Source organism: Lentzea fradiae (genome assembly GCF_900100955.1).
In the GTDB taxonomy this organism is placed as follows: Bacteria; Actinomycetota; Actinomycetes; order Mycobacteriales; family Pseudonocardiaceae; genus Lentzea; species Lentzea fradiae.
In genome coordinates, this window is sequence record NZ_FNCC01000011.1 from 181834 (window position 1) to 206017 (window position 24184).

Below are 24184 nucleotides of genomic sequence, written 5' to 3' on the forward strand. Positions count from 1 at the left end.
ACTCTCGATCAAACTCGGACGGGTGTTGCTCACCATGACCACGACGCACCAGCCGGCGACCGATCTCGGTCACCTGCTGCACAAGCACCCCGGCCGGGCCCAGTCCTTCACGACGAGCTCGGGCGTCGCGCACGTCTTCTACCCGAAGGCGACGCACGACGAATGCACGGTCGCCCTCCTGCTGGAGGTCGACCCCATCGCGCTGGTGCGAGGTCCTGGCAGCACGCTGACCCAATACGTCAACGACCGGCCGTACGCCGCCGGTTCGTTGCTCACGGTCGCCCTCGGCACCGTCTTCCGCACGGCCATGAGCGGCCGCAGTGACAGCTTCCCCGAACTGGCGAAGACGCCGATCCCGCTGGTCGTCCGCATCCCCGCGCTGCCGCACGGGCTCGCGGAGCGGTTGTTCACGCCGCTCGGCTGGACGGTCGAGACGACGGCTCACCCTGATTCGCGCTACGGCGACGTCACGCTGTCCGGCACGCTGCGGGTCAGTGACGCCCTCAAGCACCTGTACGTGCTGCTGCCCGTCCTCGACGGCGGCAAGCACTACTGGGTCTCGGCCGACGAGGTCGACAAGCTGCTCAAGGCGGGTGACGGCTGGCTGGCCGCGCACCCGGACAAGGAGCTCATCACCACCCGCTACCTGGTCCGCAGGCGCCCGCTCGTCACGTCGGCGCTGGAACGGCTGGCCGAGGTCGACGGGGTGGAGCCGGAGGAGCTGGACAACGCGCTGGCCGAACCGAAGATCTCCCTTGCGGCGCAGCGCAAGGACGCCGTCATCGAGGAGCTGCTGCTGGCACGGGCCAAGCGGGTGCTCGACCTCGGCTGCGGGAGTGGCGCGTTGCTGCGCGCACTCGCCGCCGAGCCGCAGTTCACCGAGATCCAGGCGGTCGACGTGTCCGCGAAGGCGTTGCAGGAGGCCGGACGCGGGCTGGACCGGCTGGGCGAACGCCAGCGCGACCGGATCACGTTGCGGCAGTCGGCCCTGACGTACGCGGACCCGGCCCTCGCCGGATACGACGCGGCCGTGCTGCTGGAGGTCGTCGAGCACGTCGACCCGTCGCGCCTGCCTGCGCTGGAGCACTCGGTGTTCGTGGTCGCGAGGCCGCGCACGGTGCTGGTGACCACGCCGAACGTCGAGTACAACGCGCTCTTCGAGACGCTTCCGGCAGGCCGGATGAGGCACTCCGACCACCGCTTCGAGTGGACCAGGGCGGAGTTCGCGCAGTGGGCCGCGGGCGTCGCCGAGCGCTGCGGCTACACCGTGCGCCACGTGCCGATCGGTCCCGAGGACCCCGAGCGCGGCGCACCGACCCAGATGGCCGTCTTCAGCACGAAGGACGTGAAGTGATGGAGCTGAAGATCCCGGACCTGTGCCTCGTGGTGCTGGTCGGCGCCTCCGGTTCCGGCAAGTCCACGTTCGCGCGCAAGCACTTCCTGCCCACGCAGGTGCTGTCGAGCGACTACTTCCGCGGCCTGGTGTCCGACGACGAGAACAACCAGTCGGCGTCCGCGGCGGCGTTCGAGGTCCTGCACCACGTGGCGGCCAAGCGGCTGGAGGCCGGGCGCGTCACCGTCATCGACGCGACCAACGTGCAGCCGGAGGTCCGGGCGCAGCTGGTCGAGGTCGCCAGGAAGGCGAACGTCCTGCCGGTGGCGATCGTGCTCGACCTGCCGGCCGAGGTGTGCTTGGCGCGAAACGCTCAGCGCCCGGACCGCGACTTCGGCGCGCACGTCGTGAAGCGGCACCGCGCGGCGCTGCGCCGGTCGCTCAAGTATCTCGGCAAGGAGGGCTTCAAGCGCGTGCACGTGCTGCGCTCGCAGTCCGAAGTGGACGAAGCGACGATCGGGTACGAACGGCTGCTGAACGACCTGCGGCACGAGACCGGCCCGTTCGACGTGATCGGCGACGTGCACGGCTGCCGCGCGGAGCTGGAGGAACTGCTCACCGAGCTCGGCTACGCACTCGTCCGCGACGAGCAGGGCCGGGCCGTCGACGCGGTGCCGCCGGACGAGCGCAAGGCCGTGTTCGTCGGCGACCTCGTGGACCGCGGCCCGGACACTCCCGGCGTGCTGCGGCTCGTCATGGGCATGGTCGCCAACGGACACGCGCTCTGCGTGCGCGGCAACCACGAGGAGAAGCTCGTCCGCGCGTTGCAGGGGCGCAAGGTCACTGTGCGGCACGGCCTGGAGAAGTCGCTGGAGCAGCTGGAACACGAGACGGAGGAGTTCCGGCGCAGGGCGCTGAAGTTCTGCGACGGCCTGATCGCGCACTACGTGCTGGACGGTGGCAACCTCGTCGTCGCGCACGCCGGTCTGCCCGAGCGCTACCACGGCCGTGCGTCCGCTCGCGTCCGCAGCTTCGCGCTGTACGGCGACACGACCGGCGAGACCGACGAGTTCGGGCTGCCGGTGCGCCTGCCGTGGGCGAACGACTACCGCGGCGCGGCGATGGTGCTCTACGGCCACGTTCTCGTGCCCGAGGCGGAGTGGATCAACAACACCATGTGCCTGGAAACGGGTGTGGTGTTCGGCGGGAAGCTCACGGCGTTGCGCTACCCGTCACGGGAGATCGTGTCCGTGAAGGCGCACCAGGTCTGGTACGAGAGCAGCTCGCCGTTCCCGCCGAAGCCCGTCGGACGGGCCCCGGACGTGCTGGCGCTCACCGACGTCACGGGCCTGCGCCGGATCGAGACGTCGCTGCTGGGCGCCGTCACGGTCCGCGCGGAGCAGTCGGCCGGCGCGCTGGAGGTCATGAGCCGGTTCGCGATCGACCCGCACGACCTGCTGTACCTGCCGCCGACGATGGCGCCCACGGCGACCTCGCAGCGCGACGACGTGCTGGAGCACCCGGAGGACGCCTTCGCCGAGTACCGGTCGGCGAAGGTCTCGCAGGTGATCTGCGAGGAGAAGCACATGGGCTCACGCGCGGTGTTGCTGGTGCGCAAGGAAGGCGGCGCGATCTACACGCGCACCGGACGTGCGTTCTTCGACGGCGCGCTGGGCGACGAACTGCTCGGTCGCGTCCGGTCGGCGTGCGCCGGGCTGTTCGCGAAGTTCGACACGGACTGGCTGCTCATCGACGCCGAGCTGATGCCGTGGAACGCCAAGGCGTCCGGGCTGATCCGCGAGCAGTACGCGGCGGTCGGCGCAGCGGCGAACGGTGCCTTGCCCGTCGCCGTCGAGGCCCTGGAAACGGCCGCTGCCCGCGGCATCGACGTCACGGACCTGCTGACGCGCACGAAGCAGCGGGCTGCGAACGCCGCCGCGTACAGCGCCGCCTACGAGCGCTACTGCTGGCCGGTCGACGGCCTGGACGGCGTGCGGATCGCGCCGTTCCAGCTGCTCGCGGCGGAGGGACGGACGTTCCACGACCATTCGCACCTGTGGCACCTGGAGACGCTCGCGGAGCTGGACGGACCGCTGTTCCAGCGGACGCGGCACCTGGTGGTCGACGTCACGGACCCCGAGCAGGTCGCGGCGGGCGTGCGGTGGTGGGAGGAGCTGACGGCGGACGGCGGCGAGGGCATGGTCGTCAAGCCGCTGGCGAACCTCGGCGGCCGGGTCCAGCCGGGCGTGAAGGTGCGCGGGCGCGAGTACCTGCGGATCATCTACGGCCCGGACTACACGCTGCCGCACAACCTCGCACGGCTGCGCGACCGGCGGCTGGGCCGCAAGCGCGGCCTGGCGCTGCGCGAGTACGCCCTGGGCATCGAGGCGCTGGAACGCGCCGTGCGCGGCGAACCGTTGTGGCGCGTGCACGAGTGCGTGTTCGGCGTGCTCGCCCTCGAATCGGAACCGGTGGACCCGAGGCTGTGATCCTCGAAGCCGTCGCCGGTTCGCGGGCGAGACGGCCTGCCTAGTCCTTCTTCTCGGACTCCGCGGGCGCCGCCTTGGCGTCCGCCGGGGCGTCCGCGGGCTCGTCGAACGACGCGGGCAGCTTCTTGAGGTGCTTGTTCATCGACTTGACGAGGAAGAACACCGCGATGAAGAAGACGATCAGCAGGACGAGGCCGACCGGGGAGGACTTGCCGAAGTCCTCGCCCTGGCCGCCCTTGTCGTTGTTCGTGTCCGACGGCTGCACGGCGACGAACGCCACCGTGCCGCCGAGGTCGAATTCAGGGGAGAGCACCCCTAGACCTTAACTCCGGTGAACAGGTCGTCCTCCGGCAGCGTCGAGTCCACCCGCGAACGGACGAGCTCGTACTCCTCGGTCGGCCAGATCTCCCGCTGCAGGTCCATCGGGAGGGCGAACCAGCGGCTGTTCGGGTCGATCTGGGTGGCGTGCGCCTTCAGGGCCTCGTCGCGGACCTCGAAGTAGTCGGCGCACTCGACCCTGGTGGTGACGCGGTCCATCACGTCGGGGCGGTCGGTGCCCCAGTTCGCGAGCCACTCCGAGTACGGCGACTCGAGGCCGCGGGACTCCAGCGCCTCGTGGAAGGCGAGGATCTTGGCACGCGAGAAGCCGTGGCCGTAGTAGACCTTCGGCGTCTCCCACACCTCGCCCAGCGACGGGTCGAACTCGGGGTCGGCGGCGGCGTCCAGCGCAGCCATCGACACCTCGTGCGTGCGGATGTGGTCCGGGTGCGGGTAGCCGCCGTTCTCGTCGTAGGTCACGACGACGTGCGGGCGGAACTCGCGGATGACCTGCACGAGCGGCGGTACCGACTCCTCCAGCGGCACGAGGGCGAAGCAGCCCTCGGGCAGCGGCGGGAGCGGGTCGCCCTCGGGCAGGCCGGAGTCCTTGAAGCCCAGCCAGCGGTGCTGGATGCCGAGGATCTTGGCGGCGGTCGCCATCTCCTCCCGGCGGATCTCGATCATGTTCTCGAGCACGTCCGGCTTGTCCATCGCCGGGTTCAGGATGCTGCCCGCACCACCGTCGGTGCAGGTCACGACCATCACGTCGTGCCCTTCCGCGATGTAGCGGGCCATCGTGGCCGCGCCCTTGCTCGACTCGTCGTCGGGATGTGCGTGCACTGCCATCAGGCGCAGCTTGTCGGCCATGACCCCCGTGGTCCTCCTGTGTGAGCGGTCCTGCGACACTCAACAACTGAACGTCGGTCACCATTGTTCCCCAGACGCCGAGGAGGGCGCGGACATGGCACAGCGCACCCTTCCCGAGGGGCGGTACGGCACCAAAGCCACCGGCCAGCCCACCAGATGGGCGCGGTGGGCGTTACTCGCCGTAGCCGTCGCGTTCGGTGTCCTGATCGCTTTCGTCGCCTACCGGAATTGGGGCACAAAGCCGATCGAAGCGGAGCAGACGGCGTTCACCCTCCTCGACGACGAGCGGGTGGAGGTCACTTTCCAGGTTTCCCGCGATCAACCGGAGCGACCCGCCGTCTGCATCATTCGGGCCCGATCCAAGGACGGGGACGAAGCGGGCCGGCGTGAGGTTCTCGTTCCCCCGGGAAATTCGGTCGTCGTCGAGACAACTGTTGTCCGCGCCTCGAAGCCGCCGGTCACCGGCGAAGTGTTCGGGTGCTCCTACCAGGTTCCCGCCTACTTGTCCACGACCTAGCGGCCAAGCGGGTGATCTGCGGTTTAAACGGCGAGATTCGGGAACAAATCGCCGTCGATGAACGTTGTCCGCGTGTTACTATTGCCGCTCAAGCACGGCCCCGGCGCGGGCCGTGTTTTTCCGTTCCGGGCCCCCGGCTCGGGAACTATCTGGCGCACACGTGTGCGCCGGAGCAAGACGAGGAGTTGGTGACCGTGAGCGACACCCAGGTGACCTGGCTGACCCAGGAGGCCTACGACCGGCTCAAGGCTGAGCTGGACGAACTCATCGCGTACCGCCCGGTCATGGCTGCCGAGATCAACGCTCGCCGCGAGGAGGGCGACCTCCGCGAGAACGGTGGCTACCACGCGGCCCGTGAGGAGCAGGGCAAGCAGGAGGCGCGGATTCGCCAGCTGCACGAGCTGCTCCAGGCCGCGAAGGTCGGCGAGGCCCCCACCACGAAGGGTGTCGCCGCGCCGGGCACGGTGCTCACGATCCGTTACGAAGGTGACGACGAGACGGAGACCTTCCTGCTCGCCACGCGCGAAGAGGGCGCGCACGGCGAGATGGAGGTCTACTCCCCGGTCTCTCCGCTCGGCAAGGCGCTCAACGGCGCGAAGGACGGCGAGACCGTCGAGTACGAGCTGCCCAACGGCAAGCTCCAGAAGGTCACCCTGATCTCCGCCGTGCCGTACGGCGGCTGATCGAAGACGACGTTGTCGAAGGGGCGGTCACCGCGGTGACCGCCCCTTCACGCGTTCCAGGAGCGGGCGCACCCGCGGCGGCACCGGCGTGGACAGCGCGATCGACGTCGACAGCCTGCGCACGTGCGGGACGTCCACGATGTGGTCGACGACGCGCTGAAGGTCCGCGTTCGACCGGGCGACCATCCGCACGAAGAGGTCTCCCTGGCCCGTCGTCGCGTGCACCTCGCACACCTCGCTGATCGCGGCCAGGCCCTCGCACACCTCGGCCCGCCGCCCCTGCGCGATCTCGACGACCGCGAACGCCGTCAGCCCGTAGCCCATCGCGCCGAGGTCGAGCGCCGGCGGGAACCCGGTGAGCACCCCTCTCTCCGTGAGCCGGTCCAGCCGGGCCTGCACGGTGCCCCGCGCGACGCCCAGCCGCCGCGAGCATTCGAGGACGCCCAGGCGGGGCTCGTCCGTCAAGAGCAGGAGCAGCTTCGCGTCGAGTTCGTCCACGGTCTGGTCAGAGTGCTCACTCTGCTGATCGTTGGTCATAGATCACTGTACAAATTGTCCAGTGAAATCGTCGACTATTGCTCACCCTGCTTAGGCGGATTCATGCTGTGAAGCATGACGCAGCAGCTTGACGACGTGAGCTACGACCAGCTCAGGCAGCTCGTGGGCTTGGTCGACTACGACGCGACCAAGGACCCGTTCCCCGTGCGCGCCATGGACGCCGTGGTGTTCGTCGCGGGCAACGCCACGCAGACCGCGTGGCTCTACCAGGTGGCGTTCGGCATGGAGCTCGTGGCCTACGCGGGCCCCGAGACCGGCCAGCGCAGCCACAAGTCGTTCGTGCTGAAGTCGGGCTCCGCCCGCTTCGTGATCCACGGCGGCGTCACCCCCACCTCCGAGCTCCTCGACCACCACCGCCGTCACGGCGACGGTGTCGTCGACCTGGCTCTGGAGGTCGGCGACGTCGACCGGTGCATCGAGCACGCCCGCAAGCAGGGCGCGACCGTGCTGGAGGAGCCGCACGACGTGTCCGACGAGCACGGCACCGTCCGGCTCGCGGCCATCGCCACGTACGGCGAGACCCGCCACACGCTCGTCGACCGCAGCAAGTACACCGGCCCCTACCTGCCCGGCTACGTGGCCAAGTCCTCGACCGTCAAGCGTCCGGAGGGTGCCCCGAAGCGCCTGTTCCAGGCCGTCGACCACTGCGTCGGCAACGTCGAGCTCGGCAAGATGGACTACTGGGTCGAGTGGTACAACCGCGTCATGGGCTTCGTGAACATGGCGGAGTTCATCGGCGACGACATCGCCACGGACTACTCGGCGCTGATGTCGAAGGTCGTCTCCAACGGCAACCACCGCGTCAAGTTCCCGCTGAACGAGCCGGCGATCGCGAAGAAGAAGTCGCAGATCGACGAGTACCTGGAGTTCTACGAGGGCGCGGGCGTCCAGCACATCGCGCTGGCCACCAACGACATCATCGCCACGGTCACGGCCATGCGGGACGCGGGCGTCGAGTTCCTGGAGACCCCGGACTCCTACTACGACGACCCGGAGCTGCGCGCCCGCATCGGCGAGGTCCGCGTGCCGATCGAGACGCTCAAGCAGCACCGCATCCTGGTCGACCGCGACGAGGACGGCTACCTGCTGCAGATCTTCACCAAGCCGATCGGCGACCGGCCGACCGTGTTCTACGAGCTGATCGAGCGCCACGGTTCGCTCGGCTTCGGCAAGGGCAACTTCAAGGCCCTGTTCGAGGCGATCGAGCGGGAGCAGGAACGCCGCGGCAACCTCTGATGGCGTTCCCCCGGTAAGGTGGTTTCACGGGGGACACACATCGTGGGGAGGTGGCATGGCGCTCGCTCAGCGCGTGGCCGCGGTCGTCCCGCTGCTCGCAGCCGTGACCACGGCGGTGGCACTGACCGGCGCGGCGTTCTTCACCGTGGCCCACGCGGGCTGCGACGAGGCCGGCCGCTTCGTCCGCACCGGCGGGTCGATCGAGTTCGTCGGCGGCTGCGTGAACGGCGCCGACCTTCCGGCGGCACCGGTGACAGAGGCCGGGGTCGAGGACGTCGACAGGTTCAGCGGCTCCCAGAAGCCGTAGTCAGACCGCACGCGGGGCCCTTTCGTACTATCACACAGTACGTAGGGGCCCCGCGTGCGTCTCAGCCGAGGGCCGCGAGCAGGTCGGCGACCAGGTCGTCGCCGGACTCGATGCCCACCGAGACGCGGATCAGGTCCGCCGGGACCTCCAGCATCGACCCGGCCGTCGACGCGTGCGTCATCCTGCCGGGGTGCTCGATCAGCGACTCGACGCCGCCGAGCGACTCGGCCAGCGTGAACAGCTTGGTGCGGGCGCAGACCTCCAGCGCCGCCTCCTCGCCGCCGTCGACGACGAACGACACCATGCCGCCGAACCGGCGCATCTGCTTGGCCGCGACGGCGTGGCCGGGGTGCGACTCCAGGCCGGGGTAGATGACCTTCTTGACCCGCGGGTGGCGGGTGAGGGCCTCCGCGACCAGCTCGGCGTTGTCGGAGTGCTTCTCCATGCGCAGCTCGAGGGTCTTGATGCCGCGCAGGGTGAGGTAGGCGTCGAACGGGCCGGGCACCGCGCCCGCGCCGTTCTGCAGGAACCCGAACGCCGCGTCGACCTCCTCGTCGGAGGTGATCAGGGCACCGCCGACGACGTCGGAGTGGCCGCCGACGTACTTGGTGGTGGAGTGCAGGACGACGTCCGCGCCCAGCTCCAGCGGGGTCTGCAGGGCCGGGGAGGCGAACGTGTTGTCCACGACCAGCTTCGCGCCGGACTCGTGGGCGACGGACGCGATGGCCGCGATGTCGCCGATGTTCAGCAGCGGGTTGGTCGGCGTCTCGATCCAGATCAGCTTGGTCTCGGGGCGCACGGCCGCGCGGATCGCGTCGACGTCGGTGACCGGCGCGGGCGAGTGGGTGACGCCCCACTGCGAGAAGACCTTGTCGATCAGCCGGAACGTGCCGCCGTAGGCGTCGTTCGGGATGACGACGTGGTCGCCGGGCTTGAGGAACGTGCGCAGTGCCGCGTCGGTCGCACCCATGCCGGAGGAGAACGCCCTGCCGTACCGGCCCCGTTCGAGCGACGCCAGGCAGGTCTCCAGCGCGCGGCGGGTCGGGTTGCCGGTGCGGGAGTACTCGAAGCCCTCACGCAGCCCGCCCACGCCGTCCTGGGCGTAGGTCGAGGTCGCGTAGATGGGCACGTTCACCGCACCCGTGGTCGGGTCCGGGTCCTGACCGGCGTGGATCGCCCTGGTGGCGAAGCCGTATGGGGTGCTCATGTTCGAAGGGTACTCACCCATCTGGCCGTCGCGGGGAGTAGTCCAAGCAGTGAGCTGGCCAGGGCGAGCACGAGCGCGAGCATCACCAGGTCCTGCACTCCGGCGGCGTGGAAGAACACGTGGGGCGTGACGAACCCGGTGATCCCGATGAACGTGAGAGCGAGCAGGACCAGCAGCAACATCGTCCCGGCCACGGTCATGATCCGCGCCGCGCCCACCCGCAGGCACAGCAGCACGCCACCGGAGAGCAGCAGCACGACGGCGAGGCCCTGCAGGCCCACCCCGAGCCACAGCCAGAACGCGTAGAAGGCGAGCACGAAGAACCGGCTCAGCTCGATGACCTGCAGGATCATCCCGACCAGCAGGACCAGACCGCACGCCAGCGCCAGCAGACCGCCGAGCACACCCGTCGCACCGCTGGGCCGCGCGGGAGACGGGCCAGCCCCCGGCCACTGGGCAGTGACCGGGGGCTGGAACGGCTGCTGAGGGTTCACCAGCCCTGCTGCTGGCCGCCGTAACCCTGCTGCGGGGGCTGGCCGTAGCCGCCCGGCTGCTGCTGCGGGTAACCGCCGGTGCCCGGCTGCTGCGGGTAGCCACCGCCGTAGGGCGAGGCCGTCTCCGGGGCGTTGACCACGATCGACTTCATGATCTTGTCGGCCCAGGTCTGCTTCTTCGGCTCCCACAGCGGGGCGAAGTAGCCCGCGTAGCAGGGCAGGCCGTCGACGATGTGGCACAGCTGGCGCACGAACGTCGTGCCACCGCCGAGCGGCTGGCCGGTCTCCTCGGAGATCAGCTTGATCTTCGCGATCTTCTTGCCGATCGACTGGCCGGTCTGGCCCTGCTTGATGATCGAGTTCCAGATGACGAACCCGATGTAGGCGAGGTAGACCAGGAAGCCGAGGAACGAGATCCCGGGGGCGTCGGCGCCGATCGCGATGGCGGTGATGATCCAGACCAGGATCCCCGTGACGGCCGCCGGTGCCGCGAAGTCGATCAGGAAGCCGACGAAGCGCGAGCCCCACTCGGCGTACCCGGTCGGAGGCGGCGGCGCCATGCCGGGCGCGCCGTAGCCGGGAGCGCCGCCGTACCCGGGCTGGCCGTACGGCGAGGCCGCCGGCTGACCGTAGGGGTTCGACTGCGGCGCGCCGTACGGCTGCTGCTGTTGCTGCTGCGGCTGGCCGTAGGGCGAGGCCGCCGGCTGGCCGTACGGGTTCGACTGCGGCGCGCCGTACGGAGGCGGCTGCTGGCCGTAGGACTGCTGCGGCCCGGCGTACGGGGGCGGCTGCTGGGCGGGGAACCCGCCGGAGCCGGGTCCCTGCGCCGGGAAGCCGCCGGAGCCGGGCGCCGAGGACGGCGTCTGGCCGGGGCTGACGACCTGGGTGGCGTCCGCGTTCTGCTGCGGTGCGGCAGGAGCCTGACCAGGCGAGACGACCTGCGTCGCGTCCGGGTTCGGGGTCGCCGCGGTGGGCTGCCCACCTCCCGGCACGACCTGCGTGGCGTCCGAGCTGGGCTGCTCCTGGTGCGGCTGACCGCCGAACTGGTTTCCTGGCGGCTGCGGAGCGTTCATCCGGTTTCCAACCCCCTTGGCTGGGCCGTGTACGAGTGAGTCTTCATGATTCGGGGCGTCACGCTATCCGACGCGGGTACCTCTACGCTCAGCGACCAGCCAAGAAGCCCAAAATGTCCTGACGGGTGACGACGCCGGCGGGCTTCCCGTCCTCCAGGACCAGCGCCGCGTCGGCGTGTGACAGGGCGTTCATGGCGATGCCGACCGGCTCACCGGCGCCGAGCGTCGGCAGCTGCGGCGACATGTGCTTGTCCAGCCGGTCCGAGAGCTGCGCCTTGCCGGTGAACAGCGCGTCGAGCAGGTCGCGCTCGTTGACCGCGCCCGCGACCTCGGCCGCCATGACGGGCGGCTCCGCGTTGACGACGGGCATCTGCGAGACGCCGAACTCGCGCAGGATCGCGACGGCGTCACCGACGGTCTCGTTCGGGTGAGCGTGCACCAGGTCGGGCAGCACGCCGCCCTTGCGGCGCAGCACGTCGCCGACGGTCGCGCCGGTCGAGTCGGGCGGCAGGAAGCCGTAGGAGGCCATCCAGCGGTCGTTGAAGACCTTGGACAGGTAGCCGCGGCCACCGTCGGGCAGCAGCACGACGACGACGGCGTCCTCCGGCAGGTCCTTCGCGACGCGCAGCGCGGCGGCCGCGGCCATGCCGCACGAACCGCCGACGAGCAGGCCCTCCTCGCGGGCGAGGCGGCGGGTGACGTCGAACGACTCGGCGTCGGAGACCTCGACGATCCGGTCGGCGATGGTCTTGTCGTACGCCTCCGGCCAGAAGTCCTCGCCGACACCCTCGACCAGGTACGGGCGGCCGGTGCCGCCGGAGTAGACCGAGCCCTCCGGGTCCGCGCCGATGACCTGCACGGCGCCGTCCGAGATCTCCTTGAGGTACCGGCCGGTGCCGGAGATCGTGCCGCCGGTGCCGACGCCCGCGACGAAGTGCGTGATCCTGCCCTCGGTCTGGCGCCAGATCTCGGGGCCGGTCTGGTGGTAGTGGCTCGCCGGGTTCTCCGGGTTGGAGTACTGGTCGGGCTTCCACGCGCCGGGGATCTCGCGGACGAGCCGGTCGGAGACGTTGTAGTAGGAGTCCGGGTGCTCGGGCGCGACGGCGGTCGGGCACACCACGACCTCGGCGCCGTACGCCTTGAGGACGTTGCGCTTGTCCTCGCTGACCTTGTCCGGGCAGACGAAGACGCACTTGTAGCCCTTGCGCTGGGCGACCAAGGCGAGGCCGACGCCGGTGTTGCCGGACGTGGGCTCGACGATCGTGCCGCCGGGCGCCAGCTCACCGGACTTCTCGGCCGCCTCGACCATGCGCAGCGCGATGCGGTCCTTCACGCTGCCGCCGGGGTTGAGGTACTCCACCTTCGCCAGCACCGTGGCCTTGATCCCCGTGGTCAGGGAGTTGAGCTTGACCAGCGGCGTGTTGCCGACCAGATCGACGACGTGTTCGACGTACTCCACCGGTATCTACTCCCCTGCTCCCACACTCCGAGAATGGCGGGAGGAAGCGTAGCTCTAGTGGCTGCGGAGGTTGATTCGAACAGCGCATCCGACGATTCCGGGTGAAGGGGGTGGCGTGGATGACCGGACTGCGGACGCTGCGGGCGGTGGCGATGACCGCCGCGACACTCGGAGGTCTCTCCGGCGCGCTCGCCGGCCTGCTGAACGAGCAGGGCAGACGGGCCCGCGTGGCCATCGGCGTGCTGGAACACCTGTGGCCCGCGCCCGACGGCGTGTACGCCGACGACGGCCGCGACCCGCTGCGGCTGGCGGTGCTGGGCGACTCGATGGCGGTGGGCGTCGGTGTGACGCATCCCTCGCAGATGCCGGGCGTGTTGCTCGCCCAGGCGCTCGCCGAGGAGGCTGGACGGCCGGTGCGGCTCTCGACGTACGCCGTCAGCGGGTCGACGACGCGCGACCTGGTGCCGCAGGTCGACGCCGCTGTGCGGGACGAGCCGCAAGCCGCGCTGGTCATCATCGGGGCGAACGACGTGACGTCGCGGATCGGCGTCCGCGAGTCGGCCCTGCTGCTCGCCGAGCAGGTCGGCAGGCTGCGCGAGGCCGGGTGCGGTGTCGTCGTCGGCACGTGCCCGGACCTGGGGATCGTGCGGCCGATCCCGCAACCGCTGCGGGCGATCGGGCGCCGGTACAGCTTGCGGCTCGCGGCGGCGCAGACCGCGGAGGTCCGGCGGGCGGGCGGCGTGCCGGTGTCGCTCGCGAACCTGCTGGCGCCGGAGTTCCTGGCCCGGCACTCCGACATGTTCAGCTCGGACCGGTTCCACCCGAGCTCGATCGGCTACGAGGCGGCGGCGGGCGTGCTGCTGGCGCCGTTGTGCCAGGTCGCGGGGCTGTGGCCGGGCTGGGCCGCGGCACCGCTGCCCGTGCGGTCGGCGGCGGCGCTGGCGGTGCGGCCGTCCCGGCTGCCGGGGTGGCTGCAGAAGCGGCACGCGTGAGTTTCGGAAATCAACGTCACTCGCGGTGGCCGAGGTGAGCGGCCGTTAACTAGGCTCGGCGGCAACCTTGACTCTCAACGAGGAGTTTTGTGATGCCTGAGGCCGTGATCGTCTCCGCCGCCCGCTCCCCCATCGGCCGCGCGGGCAAGGGCTCGCTGAAGGACGTGCGGCCCGACGACCTCGCCGCGCGGATGGTGAAGGCCGCCCTGGACAAGGTGCCGCAGCTCGACCCCGCGCAGATCGACGACCTCATGCTCGGCTGCGGCCTGCCCGGCGGTGAGCAGGGCTTCAACATGGCGCGCGTCGTCGCCGTACTGCTCGGCCACGACACCCTGCCGGGCACGACCGTCACCCGGTACTGCGCGTCGTCGCTGCAGACCACGCGCATGGCCCTGCACGCCATCAAGGCGGGCGAGGGCGACGTGTTCATCTCCGCCGGCGTCGAGACCGTGTCGCGGTTCGCCAAGGGCAGCTCCGACTCGTGGCCGGACACGCACAACCCGGTCTTCGCCGACGCCGAGGCGCGCACCGCCTCCGTCGCCCAGTCGGGCGCCTCCGAGTGGGTCGACCCGCGCACGCTGGACGTCGTGCCGGACATCTACGTCCCGATGGGCCAGACCGCCGAGAACCTGGCGCTGCTCAAGGGCGTCTCGCGCAAGGAGATGGACGAGTTCGGCGTCCGCTCGCAGAACCTCGCCGAGAAGGCCATCGCCGACGGCTTCTGGGCCCGCGAGATCACGCCCGTGACGCTGCCGGACGGCACCGTCGTCTCGGCCGACGACGGTCCCCGCGCCGGCGTGACGTACGAGGCCGTGTCGCAGCTCAAGCCGGTCTTCCGCCCGGACGGCCGGATCAACGCGGGCAACTGCTGCGCCCTGAACGACGGCGCCGCGGCTCTGGTGATCATGTCCGACACCAAGGCCCGCGAGCTCGGCATCACGCCGCTCGCGCGGATCGTCTCGACCGGCGTCTCCGGCCTGTCGCCGGAGATCATGGGCCTGGGCCCGGTGGAGGCGTCGAAGCGGGCGCTCGCGCTGGCCGGGCTGTCGGTCTCCGACATCGACCTGGTGGAGATCAACGAGGCGTTCGCCGCGCAGGTCATCCCGTCCTACCAGGACCTCGGGATCGACATCGACCGCCTGAACGTCAACGGTGGCGCGATCGCCGTCGGCCACCCGTTCGGCATGACGGGCGCGCGGATCACCACCACCCTGATCAACTCGCTGCAGTTCCACGACAAGCAGTTCGGTCTCGAGACCATGTGCGTCGGCGGCGGCCAGGGAATGGCGATGGTCATCGAGCGGCTGAGCTGAGCCACCATCACAAAATCTGCAAATTGAAGCCTGCAAGTAGCTTTGCTTCACCCGAACGGAGCTACTCGCAGGCACCCTTTCCGCCGATGACACAAACGTCATCCAATGGCGTCATCAGGCGAGGGGAAGTCCGTCCCTACCGATGAACAGGAGGGGCCGGACATGCCGTACGTGTGGTGGCAAAGCGAGTACGACCTGCAGTGCCATGCTTTTTCCCTGGACCAGACCGAGGGTGCGCGCAGCTTCTACGAGGCCGTCTGCGCGCACTCGGTGCCCGACGAACGGGTTTCCCGTTCGCAGGCGGGCGCTCTCTGCACACCCTGCCTGATCAAGGTGGGCACCGAACTGCCCGACGCGCGCTGGCGCGTTTAGCCGCGAATTCGCCACGAAGCGGAATTCACCTTCGCGCGTTCGTCTCCGGAAACGCCGGAGGGGCGCCCCGCCGCAGCGGAACGCCCCTCCGTCGAACACCCGGACGTCAGTCCGAGTTGAAGTACGACAGCAGGCGCAGGATCTCGGTGTACAGCCACACCAGGGTGACCGTGAGACCGAACGCGATCTGCCACGCGAACTTCGCCGGGACGCCGGCGCGGATCGCCTGGTCGGCGGCGTCGAAGTCGATCAGGAAGCTGAACGCCGCGAGGCCGATGCAGACGAGGCTGAAGATGATCGCGAGCGGGCCACCGTCGCGCAGGCCGAGGCCGCCGTCGGTGAAGAAGCTCATGATCAGGTTGAAGAGCATGAGGACGCCGACGCCGATGATCGCGCCGACGATCCACTTGGTGAACTTCGGCGTGACGCGGATCGCGCCCGTCTTGTAGACCACCAGCATGCCGGCGAAGACGCCGATCGTGCCGATGATGGCCTGGCCGATCACCACGACACCCTGGCCGGGGTTGCCCGTCCACCTGTCGACCATCGAGCCGATGATGCCGCTGAACGCGCCGAGGAAGATGCCCTCGACCGCCGCGTAGGCGAGCACGAGCGGCGGGCTCGGCATGCGCTTGAAGGTGATGACGAGCGCGAGCACCAGACCGATGATCGCGGCCGGGAACAGCAGGGCCCACGCCTGCATGAGGTAGGTGACGACCGCGGTGGCCGCGACCACGGCGAGCGTGATGCCCGTCTTGGTGACGACGTCGTCGATCGTCATCGGCCGCTCGCTGGTCAGCGGCGGCGGAGCCTGCTGGTAGCCGGCCTGTTCAGGCTGGCCGAAGCCTGCGTAGCCTCCGTACCCGCCGCCTGTCGGCAGGTTACGGAAAGCCGGGTTGCTGCTGGAGCGCACCTGGTCCTCCTGGGGCGTTGCTTTACGCCGTCACGGGGTACAACGAGCACGCTCTGTGCCAGGTTCCCCGTCGGGTAAAGGCGACTTTACCCCTGCCGACGATCACACGTGGGCGAACGCCCCTCCAACTCCGGAGCGTTATCAACCTGCGGCGTGTCGTCGCGTGTCCCGGCCAATTCCTGTAACCGGCGTCACATCCTGATCACGGTCACACGTTAGGTGACATGAGACTTCAGCCTCGTGGCGGCTTGTTTCGGATGGGGCGGAACGACAAGCTCGCACGGGATGGTCGGGCAGGTCAGAGGGGACCGAATTCGAAATGGGCTGGAAACGTCTGGCCGCCGTGGCGATGGTCTCGGGGCTCGCGCTCCTGACCGCCCCCGCGACGGCGACCGCAGTCGGCGTCAAGGGCATCGGCCACAACGCGTCCGGGCTCCAGCCCAACGCCACACCGGGCAGCGAGTGGCACGGGTCGTACGTCTGGCAGGACAAGCACGTCTGGTGCGTGCAGTACGCCCTGCCCGCACCGGACAGCAACGTCGGCTACAAGGAAGGCGACGCGCTGCGCACCAAGGCGGGCAAGGACCTCGCTCCCGAGATCGCGGCGAACATCTCCTACCTGCTGCTGCGCTACTCCACGACGAAGTCGCCGGACGAGGCCGCCGCGCTCGCGCACCTGCTGCACAGCTGGACGTCCGCGCCGGACGGCGAGGTCCGCCTCGACACGACCGACCCGAAGTACCTCGCCTACGACGCCGCCTTCTACGCCGCGCGCCTGCCGCAGTCCGTCATGGACACCGTCGCGCGCATCAAGGCCGACGCGGAGGCCAACCGCGGGCCGTGGACGCTCAGCGCCGCCGCGCCGAAGGAACCGCTGGTGATCGGGACCGAGTCCACCTGGACGCTGTCCCTGGTCAAGGCCAACGAGAAGGGCGTCACGAACGCGCCCATCGCCTTCACGCTGACCGACGCGCAGCTCGCCGACGGCAGCACGAGCGGCACCGCCACCACCGGCGCCGAGGGCGAGCCGGCCGTCGTGAAGATCATCCCGACCGGCGAGAAGCCGTCGATCGCGGCCGTCGCGGACTCCCCCGCCGACCGTCCCGTCGTGCACTTCCCCATCCAGACCGAGAACATGCAGCGCATGGTCACGACGGGCGGCGAGAAGAAGCTCAGCGCGAACGCCGAGGGCCAGGCCAAGACCGCGCCCGGCGCCGTGAAGATCACGAAGATCGACTCCGAGACCAAGAAGTCGATCGCGGGCGTCGCGCTGCGCGTCACGGCCGCGGACAAGACGTCGGCCGCGAAGAAGCAGGACGACTCGGACCTGGTCGGCACCGACGGCAAGCCGCTGGTGCTGCAGACCGGCCAGGACGGCACGGCCGAGATCCCCGACCTGCGCACCCCGCAGGAGATCTGCCTCGTCGAGGTCGCCGCGCCGCAGGGGTACGAGGAGTTCTTCGACGTGCAGGCACCGCCGTCCGCGTGCGGCACGCTCGCGGCCGGGCAGACGCTCGCGCTGGAGATGGTGAACAAGCCGAACAAGCCGGTCGTGCCGAGCACGATCCCGGCGGGCACCGAGGGGCAGACGCCGGTCGCGACCGCGTCGTTCGACACCCAGCTGCGTCCCGGGCTGATGCTCGGGGTGGCCGGACTGGTGCTGGCCGGTGCCGCGCTGGCAGGCTTCCTGGTGTGGCGCAGGCAGTGAGTCCCAAGGCGTTCCTGACCGGCGCGCTGGTGGCGGGGATCGCCGCCGCCGGCGCGCTGGTGGGCACGTCCGAGGTGGAGGTCGTTCCCGGGCGCTCCGTCGCGGCCGAGATCCCCGTCGTCGGCCCCGGTCCCGTGGCGGACAGCCTCAGCACCGGCCGCGGCGCCGATCTCACCGGTCTGGTGGGCGGCGCGAACACCGAGAAGGCGAAACCCGCCGACCCGCCCGCGCCGCAGGAACAGCAGCAGTCCGCGCCGCCCAAGGCCAGTCCCGGTTCCGTGCGGCTGCCCGCCGGTGGCTCTGCCACGCTGGTGCGCAAGGAGGTGCGCGACGGCGTGCTGCCCGTGCCCGACGGCATCGGCGAGGCCACCTGGTGGGGCACCGGCCTGGCCGCCGAGGAGGGCGCGACGGTCCTCGCCGGGCACGTCGACTGGAAGGGCGCGCGGGGCCCGTTCGCGGAGCTGTGGCAGGCGCAGAACGGCCGTGAGGTCGTGATCGCCGACGACGCCGGCACGGAGTTCCGGTTCCGCATCAAGCAGATCGAGACCGTGCGCAAGGAGGAGCTGCCCGCGCGCGCCGTCGAGTTCTTCGGCCCCCGCGGCCCGCACCGGCTCGTGCTCGTCACGTGCGGAGGCACCTGGGTGGGTGGCCAGCAGGGTTACGAAGCCAACCGCGTGGTGATCGCCGAACCCGTTCGGTGACGAAGCAACCCGTTCGGGTGACTAGTCGTCTCCCTAAGTGTGAAGCGCTGGGGATGGCTGACCACGGGTGTGGCATTGGCTTTGGTTCTGGTCCTCGTGATGACCATCGGGCACGACGAGGACGCGGAGAACCAGGCACAGGCCGGCCCGCTGCCGACGGCACCCCGGTTGCCCGCGCCCAAGGACACCGGCCCCACGCCCACCGTCCCCGCTCCCACGCCGGAGCAGCTGGCCAGGCAACCCTGGATGCACAAGCTCGCTCCCGGTGAGAAGCCCCCGCAGTTCGTGCTCTTCTCGTTCGACGGCGCGGTGTCCGAGAAGCACTGGAACAAGGTCCTGCCGATCGCCAAGGCCAAGAACGCGCGCGTGACCGGACTGCTGTCCGGCGTCTACATGGTGTCGGACCAGGACAAGTCGCAGTACCAGCCGCCGGCAGGGCTCAAGCGCGGTCTCTCCGACATCGCGTTCGGCGGCAGCAGGCAGGACATCGCGCACCGCATCGGCTACCTCAACCGGGTCATCGAGGACGGCCACGAGATCGGCACGCACTACAACGGCCACTTCTGCTCCGGCGGCAGCCAGCCGTCGGTCGACAAGTGGGACACCAAGGCGTGGAACGACGAGCTCGACCAGTTCGCCCAGATCGTCGACAAGTCGCGCGCCTCCGGGCTGAAGCTGCCGGAAGGCGCTGTCCGGGGTGGACGGACGCCGTGTCTGGAAGGCAACTGGGACCAGGCTTTCCCCGCGATGGCCGCGCACGGGCTCGTCTACGACACCAGCCAGGTGGCGCTCGGCGTGCAGTGGCCGTTCGTCCAGAACGGGGTGTGGGAGTTCCCGATGCCCGAGGTGCGGGTTCCCGCGCTGGGCAGGCAGGTCGTCATGATGGACTTCAACCTCTGGTACGCGCTCAACGGCGCGAAGGAGGAGCCGGAACGGGCGGACGAGTTCGCCCAGATCGTGTTCAACACCTACAAGTCGGTGCATCGGGCCGCGCTGGACGGCAACCGCGCGCCGATGGTGGTCGGCAACCACTTCAACGAGTGGAACGGGTCGGCGTTCTCGAACGCGATGGAGCAGTTCCTCGAGTACGTGTGCGACAAGCCGGAGACGGTGTGCGCCACGTACACCGAGGTGATCCAGTGGATGCAGCTGCAGGACCCCGCGGTGCTCGCCCAGCTCCGCGGGATGCCCGCAGCACGCAACTGATCCGTCAGTCCTCGAACCGTCAGCCGTCGGTCGAGACGATCCGGTCGTCCGTCGGGCCGGGGAAGCCGTTGGTGTCCTGGTTCGACGTGCCGAACCACAGGGTGCCGTCCGGCGCCGAGGCGATCGCGCGCACCCGGCCGTAGCGGGTGAACAGGGCCTGCGGCGTGCCGAGGTCCGTGCCGTCGACCGGGATCTTCCACACCCGCCTGCCGGTCACCGCGCCGACGTACAGCGCGTCGCCGTGGACGTCGATGCCCGTCGGGCCCGCCAGGTAGTTGGGCCACGTGATGACCGGGTTGGTCATGCCGGGTTCGGAGCAGGTGCCCTCGCAGGTCGGCCAGCCGTAGTTCTTGCCGGCCTCGATGCGGTTGACCTCGTCGGTCCGGTTGTTGCCGAACTCCGTGGCGTAGACGGCGCCGCCGACGAACGTGATGCCCTGGGCGTTGCGGTGGCCGATCGAGTAGACGACGCTGCCCTCCCGCGGGTTGCCGGGGGCGGGCTGGCCGGTGGCGTCGAAGCGGAGCACCTTGCCGCCCAGCGAGTCCCAGTCCTGCGCGAGGGCGGTGTCCTGGGCGTCGCCCGTGGTGGCCCACAGGTAGCCGTCCGCACCCCACTCCAGACCGCCGCCGTTGTGGAACTTGGCACGCGGGATGCCGGTCACGATCGGCTCCGGCGTCCCGCCGAGCTGGAGCTTCGCGACCCGGTTGTCGGTGTCGGTCGTGTAGTAGATGAAGACGGAGTTGTCCTCCTCGAACGTCTTCGACACGGCCAGGCCGAGCAGGCCGCCCTCACCGCCGGTCGTCCTGGCCTCCTCGACGACGTCGAGCTCGGTCACGGTCGTGCCGCTGATCTTCTTGATCTTGAACGTGTCCCGTTCGGTGAAGATGCCGCTGCCGTCCGGCAGGAACTCGATGTCCCACGGGATGTCGAGGTTCGTGGTGAGGGTCCGCTCGGCCAGTGGAGAGGGGTCGTCCGGGGCCGAGGAGGCCGGGGTGACGCAGAGGCCGGCTGCCACGGCGGTGCAGGCTGCCACGGCCGCGATGCGACGAGCACGCATGTGCTCTCCTTCTGTCCGCTCGTAGAAATTGGGCTTCGGCGGCGGAGTTGCAGGGCGTGGTTACCCAATCACACTTCGCAGTAACCACAAAAGGTCATCCGACGTGTCGTGTCGAAAATCGACTTCTCTTCGTCGAATCACGAGGTGGGCGGCTCTGTCACCCGATGATTTCAGGGAACTCCCTGTACGGTCTGGACCTCCGCCGTGCGGAGCACCTACCGTGGGACCACCGCCGCGCCTCACGGAAAGCGCTTGCACGCCCGCTCGGGCACGCAGGCAGGACACCCGAGGAGATGCGCATGAACGCTGCCGTCACCCCCACCGAGCCGAAGCTCCCCGAGGTCAGGCGCGAGTGGGTGAAGCCGGACTTCCGCGACTTCGAGACGCCGATGGAGGTCACCGCCTACGCGGCCCGCGGCTGACGTCAGGCTCCGCGCCGGGGTCTCCCGCCGGGAGGCCCCGGTTCCCCCTCCCCTCGAAGCAGGAGATCCGAGCTGATGACGGCCGTCGCCCCCGAGGAGTTCGTCGGCGAGCTGCGCGCACTCGCACCCCGTTACTGGGACAGCCACCCGTTCCACCTGCGCATGCACGCCGGTGAGCTGTGCAAGGACGAGCTGCGGCTGTGGGCCGCGAACCGCTGGTACTACCAGCGGTGCATCGCGCAGAAGGACGCCGCGATCCTCTCCAACTGCCCGCTGCCGGACGTCCGCAGGCAGTGGCGCGACCGGATCGTCTGGCACGACGGCACCCGGCCCGGCGAGGGCGGCGCCGAGAACTGGATCCGCCTCGCCGAGGCCGTCGGGCTGTCCCGCGAGGAGGTGCTGGACGAACGCCACGTGCTGCCGGGAGTCCGGTTCGCGGTCGACGCCTACGTGAACTTCGCGCGCACCCGGCCGTGGGTCGTCGCGGTCGCGTCCGGGCTGACCGAGATGTTCTCGGGTGCGTTGATGCGCAAGCGTCTGGCGGCGTTGCGGGAGCAGTACCCGTGGATCGCCGAAGAGGGCTTCGCGTACTTCACCCACCGCATCCAGGCCGTCTCCGGCGAAGGACAGGCCACTGTGGACATCGTGGTCGAGCATTCCGTGACGCGGGAACAACAGCTGGAGGCCATCGCCGCGCTGTCGTTCAAGTGCGACGTGCTGCGCGCCTTGCTCGACACCGTCGACTACTACGCGGGCAAGTCATGACCGGTGCCGTTCCACGTCTGCGGCGCGGCGTGAAATGCACCTACGACCAGGTCCGTTCCGCACACGTCGTGCTGTTCCCCGAGGGCGTGCTGGTGCTGAACGAGACCGCGGCCTCCGTCGTGTCGTTGTGCGACGGGGTCCGATCGGTCGGCGACATCGCCGCGGCTCTGTCCGCCGAGTACGACGGCGTCGAACCGGACGACGTGGCGGCGCTCGTCGCCCGCCTGGCCGAGCGGAGGGTGGTGGACGTCGATGGCTGAGGCCCCGTTCGGCCTGCTCGCCGAGCTGACGCACCGGTGCCCGTTGCAGTGCGGCTACTGCTCGAACCCCGTCGAGCTGGTGCGCCGCGAGGCCGAGCTGCCGACCGAGGACTGGCTGCGCGTGTTCGACGAGGCACGGGCGCTGGGCGTGTTGCAGATCCACCTCTCCGGCGGCGAACCGTTGCTGCGCAACGACCTCCCCGCACTCGTGACGCACGCGTCGAGCCTCGGCTGCTACGTCAACCTGGTCACGTCCGGCGTCGGGCTGTCACGCGACCGCCTGCAAGACCTGGCCTCACGCGGCGTGGACCACGTGCAGCTCTCGTTGCAGGACGCCACCCGTGCCGGCAACGACCGGATCGCGGGGATCAAGGCGTTCGACCGCAAGGTGGAAGCCGCCGGGTTCATCCGCGACCTGGGCCTGCCGCTGACCGTGAACACCGTGCTGCACCGCCAGAACCTCGACAACGTCGCCGGGATCATCGCGGCGGCCGAGGAGATGGGCGCCGACCGCCTGGAGCTCGCCAACACCCAGTACTACGGCTGGGCCCTGCGCAACCGGGCGGCACTGCTCCCGACCAGCACCCAGCTCGCCGCCGCCGCCCCGGTCGTCACCGCCGCCCAGGAACGCCTGCGAGGCCGCATGGAGATCGTCTACGTCATCGCCGACTACCACGAGGCCCACCCGAAGCCGTGCATGTACGGGTGGGGCGCCCGCCAGCTCACCGTCGCGCCCAACGGCGACGTCCTCCCCTGCCCCGCCGCCACCGTGATCTCGACGCTGGAGATCGAGAACGTGCGTGACTCGTCGTTGCACGACATCTGGCACTCCTCCCCGTCGTTCGGCGCGTTCCGGGGCTTCGAGTGGATGAAGGACCCGTGCCGCTCGTGCTCGCGCAAGGAGGTCGACTTCGGCGGCTGCCGCTGCCAGGCGTTCCAGCTCACCGGCGACGCCGCCGCCACCGACCCCGTCTGCTCCCTGTCGCCCGACCGCTCCACAGTGGACCTGATCCTGTCCGCGCCCGCGGCCACCACGATCACGATGCGGAAGATGTCGTGAAGGCCGTCCTGCTCGGCACCGCGGCCGGTGGCGGCTTCCCGCAGTGGAACTGCGCCTGCGCCCTGTGCGCGCGGGCCCGTTCCGGCGAGCTGCCCTCCCGGTCGCAGGACTGCCTGGCGATCACCGGCAACGGCACCGACTGGTGGCTGGTCAACGCCTCCCCCGACCTCCGCACCCAGATCGCGGCGTGCCCCCTCCTCGCGCCCGGCCCCGGCCCCCGCGACACCCCGATCCGCGGCGTGCTGTTCACCGACGCCGAGCTCGACCACACCCTCGGCCTCCTGACGTTGCGCGGCGGCACCGGCCTCACCGTGCGGGCCCCCGCCGCCGTGCTGCACGCGCTGCGAGACCAGTTCGACCTGCGCACGGTGATCGACGGCTACGCCCCGCTGACGTGGCGCGACGACCCGTCCTTCTCCTTGGACGGCCTCCACGTCACCGCGATCCCGATCAGCGACAAGCGCCCGAAGTACGCCCGTGCCTCCACAGTGGACGGCCCGTGGGTGGTCGCCTACCGCTTCACCGACGAGACCACCGGCGGCGTGCTCGTCTACGCCCCCTGCCTGGCCTCGTGGCCGGACGGCTTCGACGAGGTCGTGGCCGGCGCCGACTGCCTCCTCCTGGACGGCACCTTCCACGCGGCGTCCGAGATGGGCTCGGCCACCGGCAGCCCGTCCGGCCAGGCCGCGATGGGCCACCTCCCGATCACCGGCAGCCTGCCCCTGCTCCGCCGCTTCCCGTCCGTCCGCCGCCTCTACACACACCTCAACAACACCAACCCGGTGCTGGACCCGTCATCACCCGAAGCAGTGACACTCCGCACGGCGGGTGTCGAAGTGCCGTTGGACGGCACGATCGTCGAGCTGTAGCACGA

Annotated in this window: 26 protein-coding genes; 17 read left to right on the top strand and 9 right to left on the bottom strand. The window is 70.0% G+C overall.

Going from position 1 to position 24184, the window contains the following annotated elements; all coding sequences use genetic code 11:
* The first annotated feature begins 22 nt into the window (after window positions 1-22).
* Both BLT23_RS26385 and BLT23_RS26390 read left to right on the top strand, forming a co-directional pair.
* Entirely contained in the window at window positions 23-1354 is a 1332-nt protein-coding gene (locus BLT23_RS26385; protein WP_090053434.1) for a 3' terminal RNA ribose 2'-O-methyltransferase Hen1, read from the top strand.
* Complete coding sequence (locus BLT23_RS26390) at window positions 1354-3822, top strand: polynucleotide kinase-phosphatase (protein ID WP_090053436.1); 2469 nt, start codon at window positions 1354-1356, stop codon at window positions 3820-3822. Before BLT23_RS26385 ends, BLT23_RS26390 begins: the two co-directional genes overlap by 1 nt.
* A 40-nt stretch (window positions 3823-3862) precedes the next feature.
* On the opposite strand, the gene BLT23_RS26395 is transcribed toward BLT23_RS26390, so the two are convergent.
* Both BLT23_RS26395 and mca read right to left on the bottom strand, forming a co-directional pair.
* Window positions 3863-4135, bottom strand: coding sequence for a hypothetical protein (locus BLT23_RS26395; protein ID WP_425434413.1), 273 nt, complete (start codon window positions 4133-4135; stop codon window positions 3863-3865).
* Window positions 4136-4137: 2 nt separating this feature from the next.
* Window positions 4138-5007, bottom strand: coding sequence for a mycothiol conjugate amidase Mca (gene mca / locus BLT23_RS26400; RefSeq protein ID WP_090053438.1), 870 nt, complete (start codon window positions 5005-5007; stop codon window positions 4138-4140).
* 94 nt (window positions 5008-5101) lie between these two features.
* Between mca and BLT23_RS26405 the strand changes: the two genes are divergently transcribed.
* On the top strand, window positions 5102-5524 hold the full coding sequence (locus BLT23_RS26405) for a DUF4307 domain-containing protein (protein ID WP_090053848.1): 423 nt from the start codon (window positions 5102-5104) through the stop codon (window positions 5522-5524).
* Between the two features lie 185 nt (window positions 5525-5709).
* Window positions 5710-6207, top strand: coding sequence for a transcription elongation factor GreA (gene greA / locus BLT23_RS26410; RefSeq protein WP_090053440.1), 498 nt, complete (start codon window positions 5710-5712; stop codon window positions 6205-6207).
* A 27-nt stretch (window positions 6208-6234) separates the two neighbouring features.
* On the opposite strand, the gene BLT23_RS26415 is transcribed toward greA, so the two are convergent.
* A complete protein-coding gene (locus tag BLT23_RS26415; RefSeq protein ID WP_090053442.1) occupies window positions 6235-6744 on the bottom strand; it encodes an Lrp/AsnC family transcriptional regulator in 510 nt (169 codons plus the stop codon).
* A gap of 75 nt (window positions 6745-6819) precedes the next feature.
* Between BLT23_RS26415 and hppD the strand changes: the two genes are divergently transcribed.
* Window positions 6820-8001, top strand: coding sequence for a 4-hydroxyphenylpyruvate dioxygenase (gene hppD / locus BLT23_RS26420; RefSeq protein ID WP_090053445.1), 1182 nt, complete (start codon window positions 6820-6822; stop codon window positions 7999-8001).
* A gap of 55 nt (window positions 8002-8056) precedes the next feature.
* Entirely contained in the window at window positions 8057-8308 is a 252-nt protein-coding gene (locus BLT23_RS26425; protein ID WP_176946931.1) for a hypothetical protein, read from the top strand.
* A 61-nt stretch (window positions 8309-8369) separates the two neighbouring features.
* On the opposite strand, the gene BLT23_RS26430 is transcribed toward BLT23_RS26425, so the two are convergent.
* The 4 genes from BLT23_RS26430 to BLT23_RS26445 all read right to left on the bottom strand — a co-directional run bounded on the left by BLT23_RS26430 (window position 8370) and on the right by BLT23_RS26445 (window position 12541).
* Window positions 8370-9515, bottom strand: coding sequence for a cystathionine gamma-synthase (locus tag BLT23_RS26430; RefSeq protein WP_176946932.1), 1146 nt, complete (start codon window positions 9513-9515; stop codon window positions 8370-8372).
* Window positions 9512-10009, bottom strand: a complete 498-nt coding sequence (locus BLT23_RS26435; protein ID WP_143036047.1) for a hypothetical protein — start codon at window positions 10007-10009, stop codon at window positions 9512-9514. Before BLT23_RS26435 ends, BLT23_RS26430 begins: the two co-directional genes overlap by 4 nt.
* Window positions 10006-11082, bottom strand: a complete 1077-nt coding sequence (locus BLT23_RS26440; protein WP_090053451.1) for an RDD family protein — start codon at window positions 11080-11082, stop codon at window positions 10006-10008. The genes BLT23_RS26435 and BLT23_RS26440 overlap by 4 nt, the downstream gene beginning before the upstream one ends.
* An 88-nt stretch (window positions 11083-11170) precedes the next feature.
* Window positions 11171-12541 carry a cystathionine beta-synthase gene (locus BLT23_RS26445; RefSeq protein ID WP_090053453.1) on the bottom strand — a complete coding sequence of 457 codons (1371 nt, stop codon included), beginning with the start codon at window positions 12539-12541 and terminating at the stop codon, window positions 11171-11173.
* Between the two features lie 119 nt (window positions 12542-12660).
* Here BLT23_RS26445 and BLT23_RS26450 point away from each other — a divergent pair, with 119 nt between their 5' ends.
* The 3 genes from BLT23_RS26450 (at window position 12661) to BLT23_RS26460 (ending at window position 15218) form a co-directional block, all read left to right on the top strand.
* On the top strand, window positions 12661-13533 hold the full coding sequence (locus tag BLT23_RS26450; protein WP_090053850.1) for an SGNH/GDSL hydrolase family protein: 873 nt from the start codon (window positions 12661-12663) through the stop codon (window positions 13531-13533).
* A gap of 92 nt (window positions 13534-13625) precedes the next feature.
* The gene (locus BLT23_RS26455; RefSeq protein WP_090053455.1) at window positions 13626-14846 is read left to right on the top strand and encodes an acetyl-CoA C-acetyltransferase; all 1221 of its coding nucleotides are present in this window, start codon (window positions 13626-13628) and stop codon (window positions 14844-14846) included.
* A gap of 162 nt (window positions 14847-15008) precedes the next feature.
* Window positions 15009-15218, top strand: coding sequence for a hypothetical protein (locus BLT23_RS26460; RefSeq protein WP_143036048.1), 210 nt, complete (start codon window positions 15009-15011; stop codon window positions 15216-15218).
* Window positions 15219-15324: 106 nt separating this feature from the next.
* On the opposite strand, the gene BLT23_RS26465 is transcribed toward BLT23_RS26460, so the two are convergent.
* Complete coding sequence (locus tag BLT23_RS26465; RefSeq protein WP_090053459.1) at window positions 15325-16131, bottom strand: Bax inhibitor-1/YccA family protein; 807 nt, start codon at window positions 16129-16131, stop codon at window positions 15325-15327.
* Between the two features lie 319 nt (window positions 16132-16450).
* On the opposite strand from BLT23_RS26465, the gene BLT23_RS26470 reads away from it, so the two are divergent.
* From BLT23_RS26470 to BLT23_RS26480, 3 genes are all read left to right on the top strand, one after another.
* Complete coding sequence (locus BLT23_RS26470; protein ID WP_090053462.1) at window positions 16451-17839, top strand: MSCRAMM family protein; 1389 nt, start codon at window positions 16451-16453, stop codon at window positions 17837-17839.
* Window positions 17824-18540, top strand: coding sequence for a class F sortase (locus BLT23_RS26475; protein WP_245744182.1), 717 nt, complete (start codon window positions 17824-17826; stop codon window positions 18538-18540). Before BLT23_RS26470 ends, BLT23_RS26475 begins: the two co-directional genes overlap by 16 nt.
* Window positions 18541-18609: 69 nt before the next feature.
* Window positions 18610-19746: a polysaccharide deacetylase family protein gene (locus BLT23_RS26480; RefSeq protein ID WP_245744222.1), complete on the top strand. Its 1137-nt coding sequence runs from the start codon at window positions 18610-18612 to the stop codon at window positions 19744-19746.
* Between the two features lie 19 nt (window positions 19747-19765).
* On the opposite strand, the gene BLT23_RS26485 is transcribed toward BLT23_RS26480, so the two are convergent.
* Window positions 19766-20803 carry a PQQ-dependent sugar dehydrogenase gene (locus BLT23_RS26485; RefSeq protein WP_090053466.1) on the bottom strand — a complete coding sequence of 346 codons (1038 nt, stop codon included), beginning with the start codon at window positions 20801-20803 and terminating at the stop codon, window positions 19766-19768.
* A gap of 299 nt (window positions 20804-21102) precedes the next feature.
* Between BLT23_RS26485 and pqqA the strand changes: the two genes are divergently transcribed.
* The 5 genes from pqqA (at window position 21103) to pqqB (ending at window position 24179) form a co-directional block, all read left to right on the top strand.
* On the top strand, window positions 21103-21225 hold the full coding sequence (pqqA, locus tag BLT23_RS40195; RefSeq protein WP_143036049.1) for a pyrroloquinoline quinone precursor peptide PqqA: 123 nt from the start codon (window positions 21103-21105) through the stop codon (window positions 21223-21225).
* Window positions 21226-21300: 75 nt separating this feature from the next.
* Window positions 21301-21990: a pyrroloquinoline-quinone synthase PqqC gene (gene pqqC, locus BLT23_RS26495; RefSeq protein WP_090053469.1), complete on the top strand. Its 690-nt coding sequence runs from the start codon at window positions 21301-21303 to the stop codon at window positions 21988-21990.
* Window positions 21987-22250 carry a pyrroloquinoline quinone biosynthesis peptide chaperone PqqD gene (gene pqqD, locus BLT23_RS26500; protein ID WP_090053472.1) on the top strand — a complete coding sequence of 88 codons (264 nt, stop codon included), beginning with the start codon at window positions 21987-21989 and terminating at the stop codon, window positions 22248-22250. The genes pqqC and pqqD overlap by 4 nt, the downstream gene beginning before the upstream one ends.
* Entirely contained in the window at window positions 22243-23310 is a 1068-nt protein-coding gene (pqqE, locus tag BLT23_RS26505; RefSeq protein ID WP_090053474.1) for a pyrroloquinoline quinone biosynthesis protein PqqE, read from the top strand. Before pqqD ends, pqqE begins: the two co-directional genes overlap by 8 nt.
* Window positions 23307-24179 carry a pyrroloquinoline quinone biosynthesis protein PqqB gene (gene pqqB, locus BLT23_RS26510; protein WP_090053476.1) on the top strand — a complete coding sequence of 291 codons (873 nt, stop codon included), beginning with the start codon at window positions 23307-23309 and terminating at the stop codon, window positions 24177-24179. The genes pqqE and pqqB overlap by 4 nt, the downstream gene beginning before the upstream one ends.
* The last annotated feature ends 5 nt before the right edge of the window (window positions 24180-24184 follow it).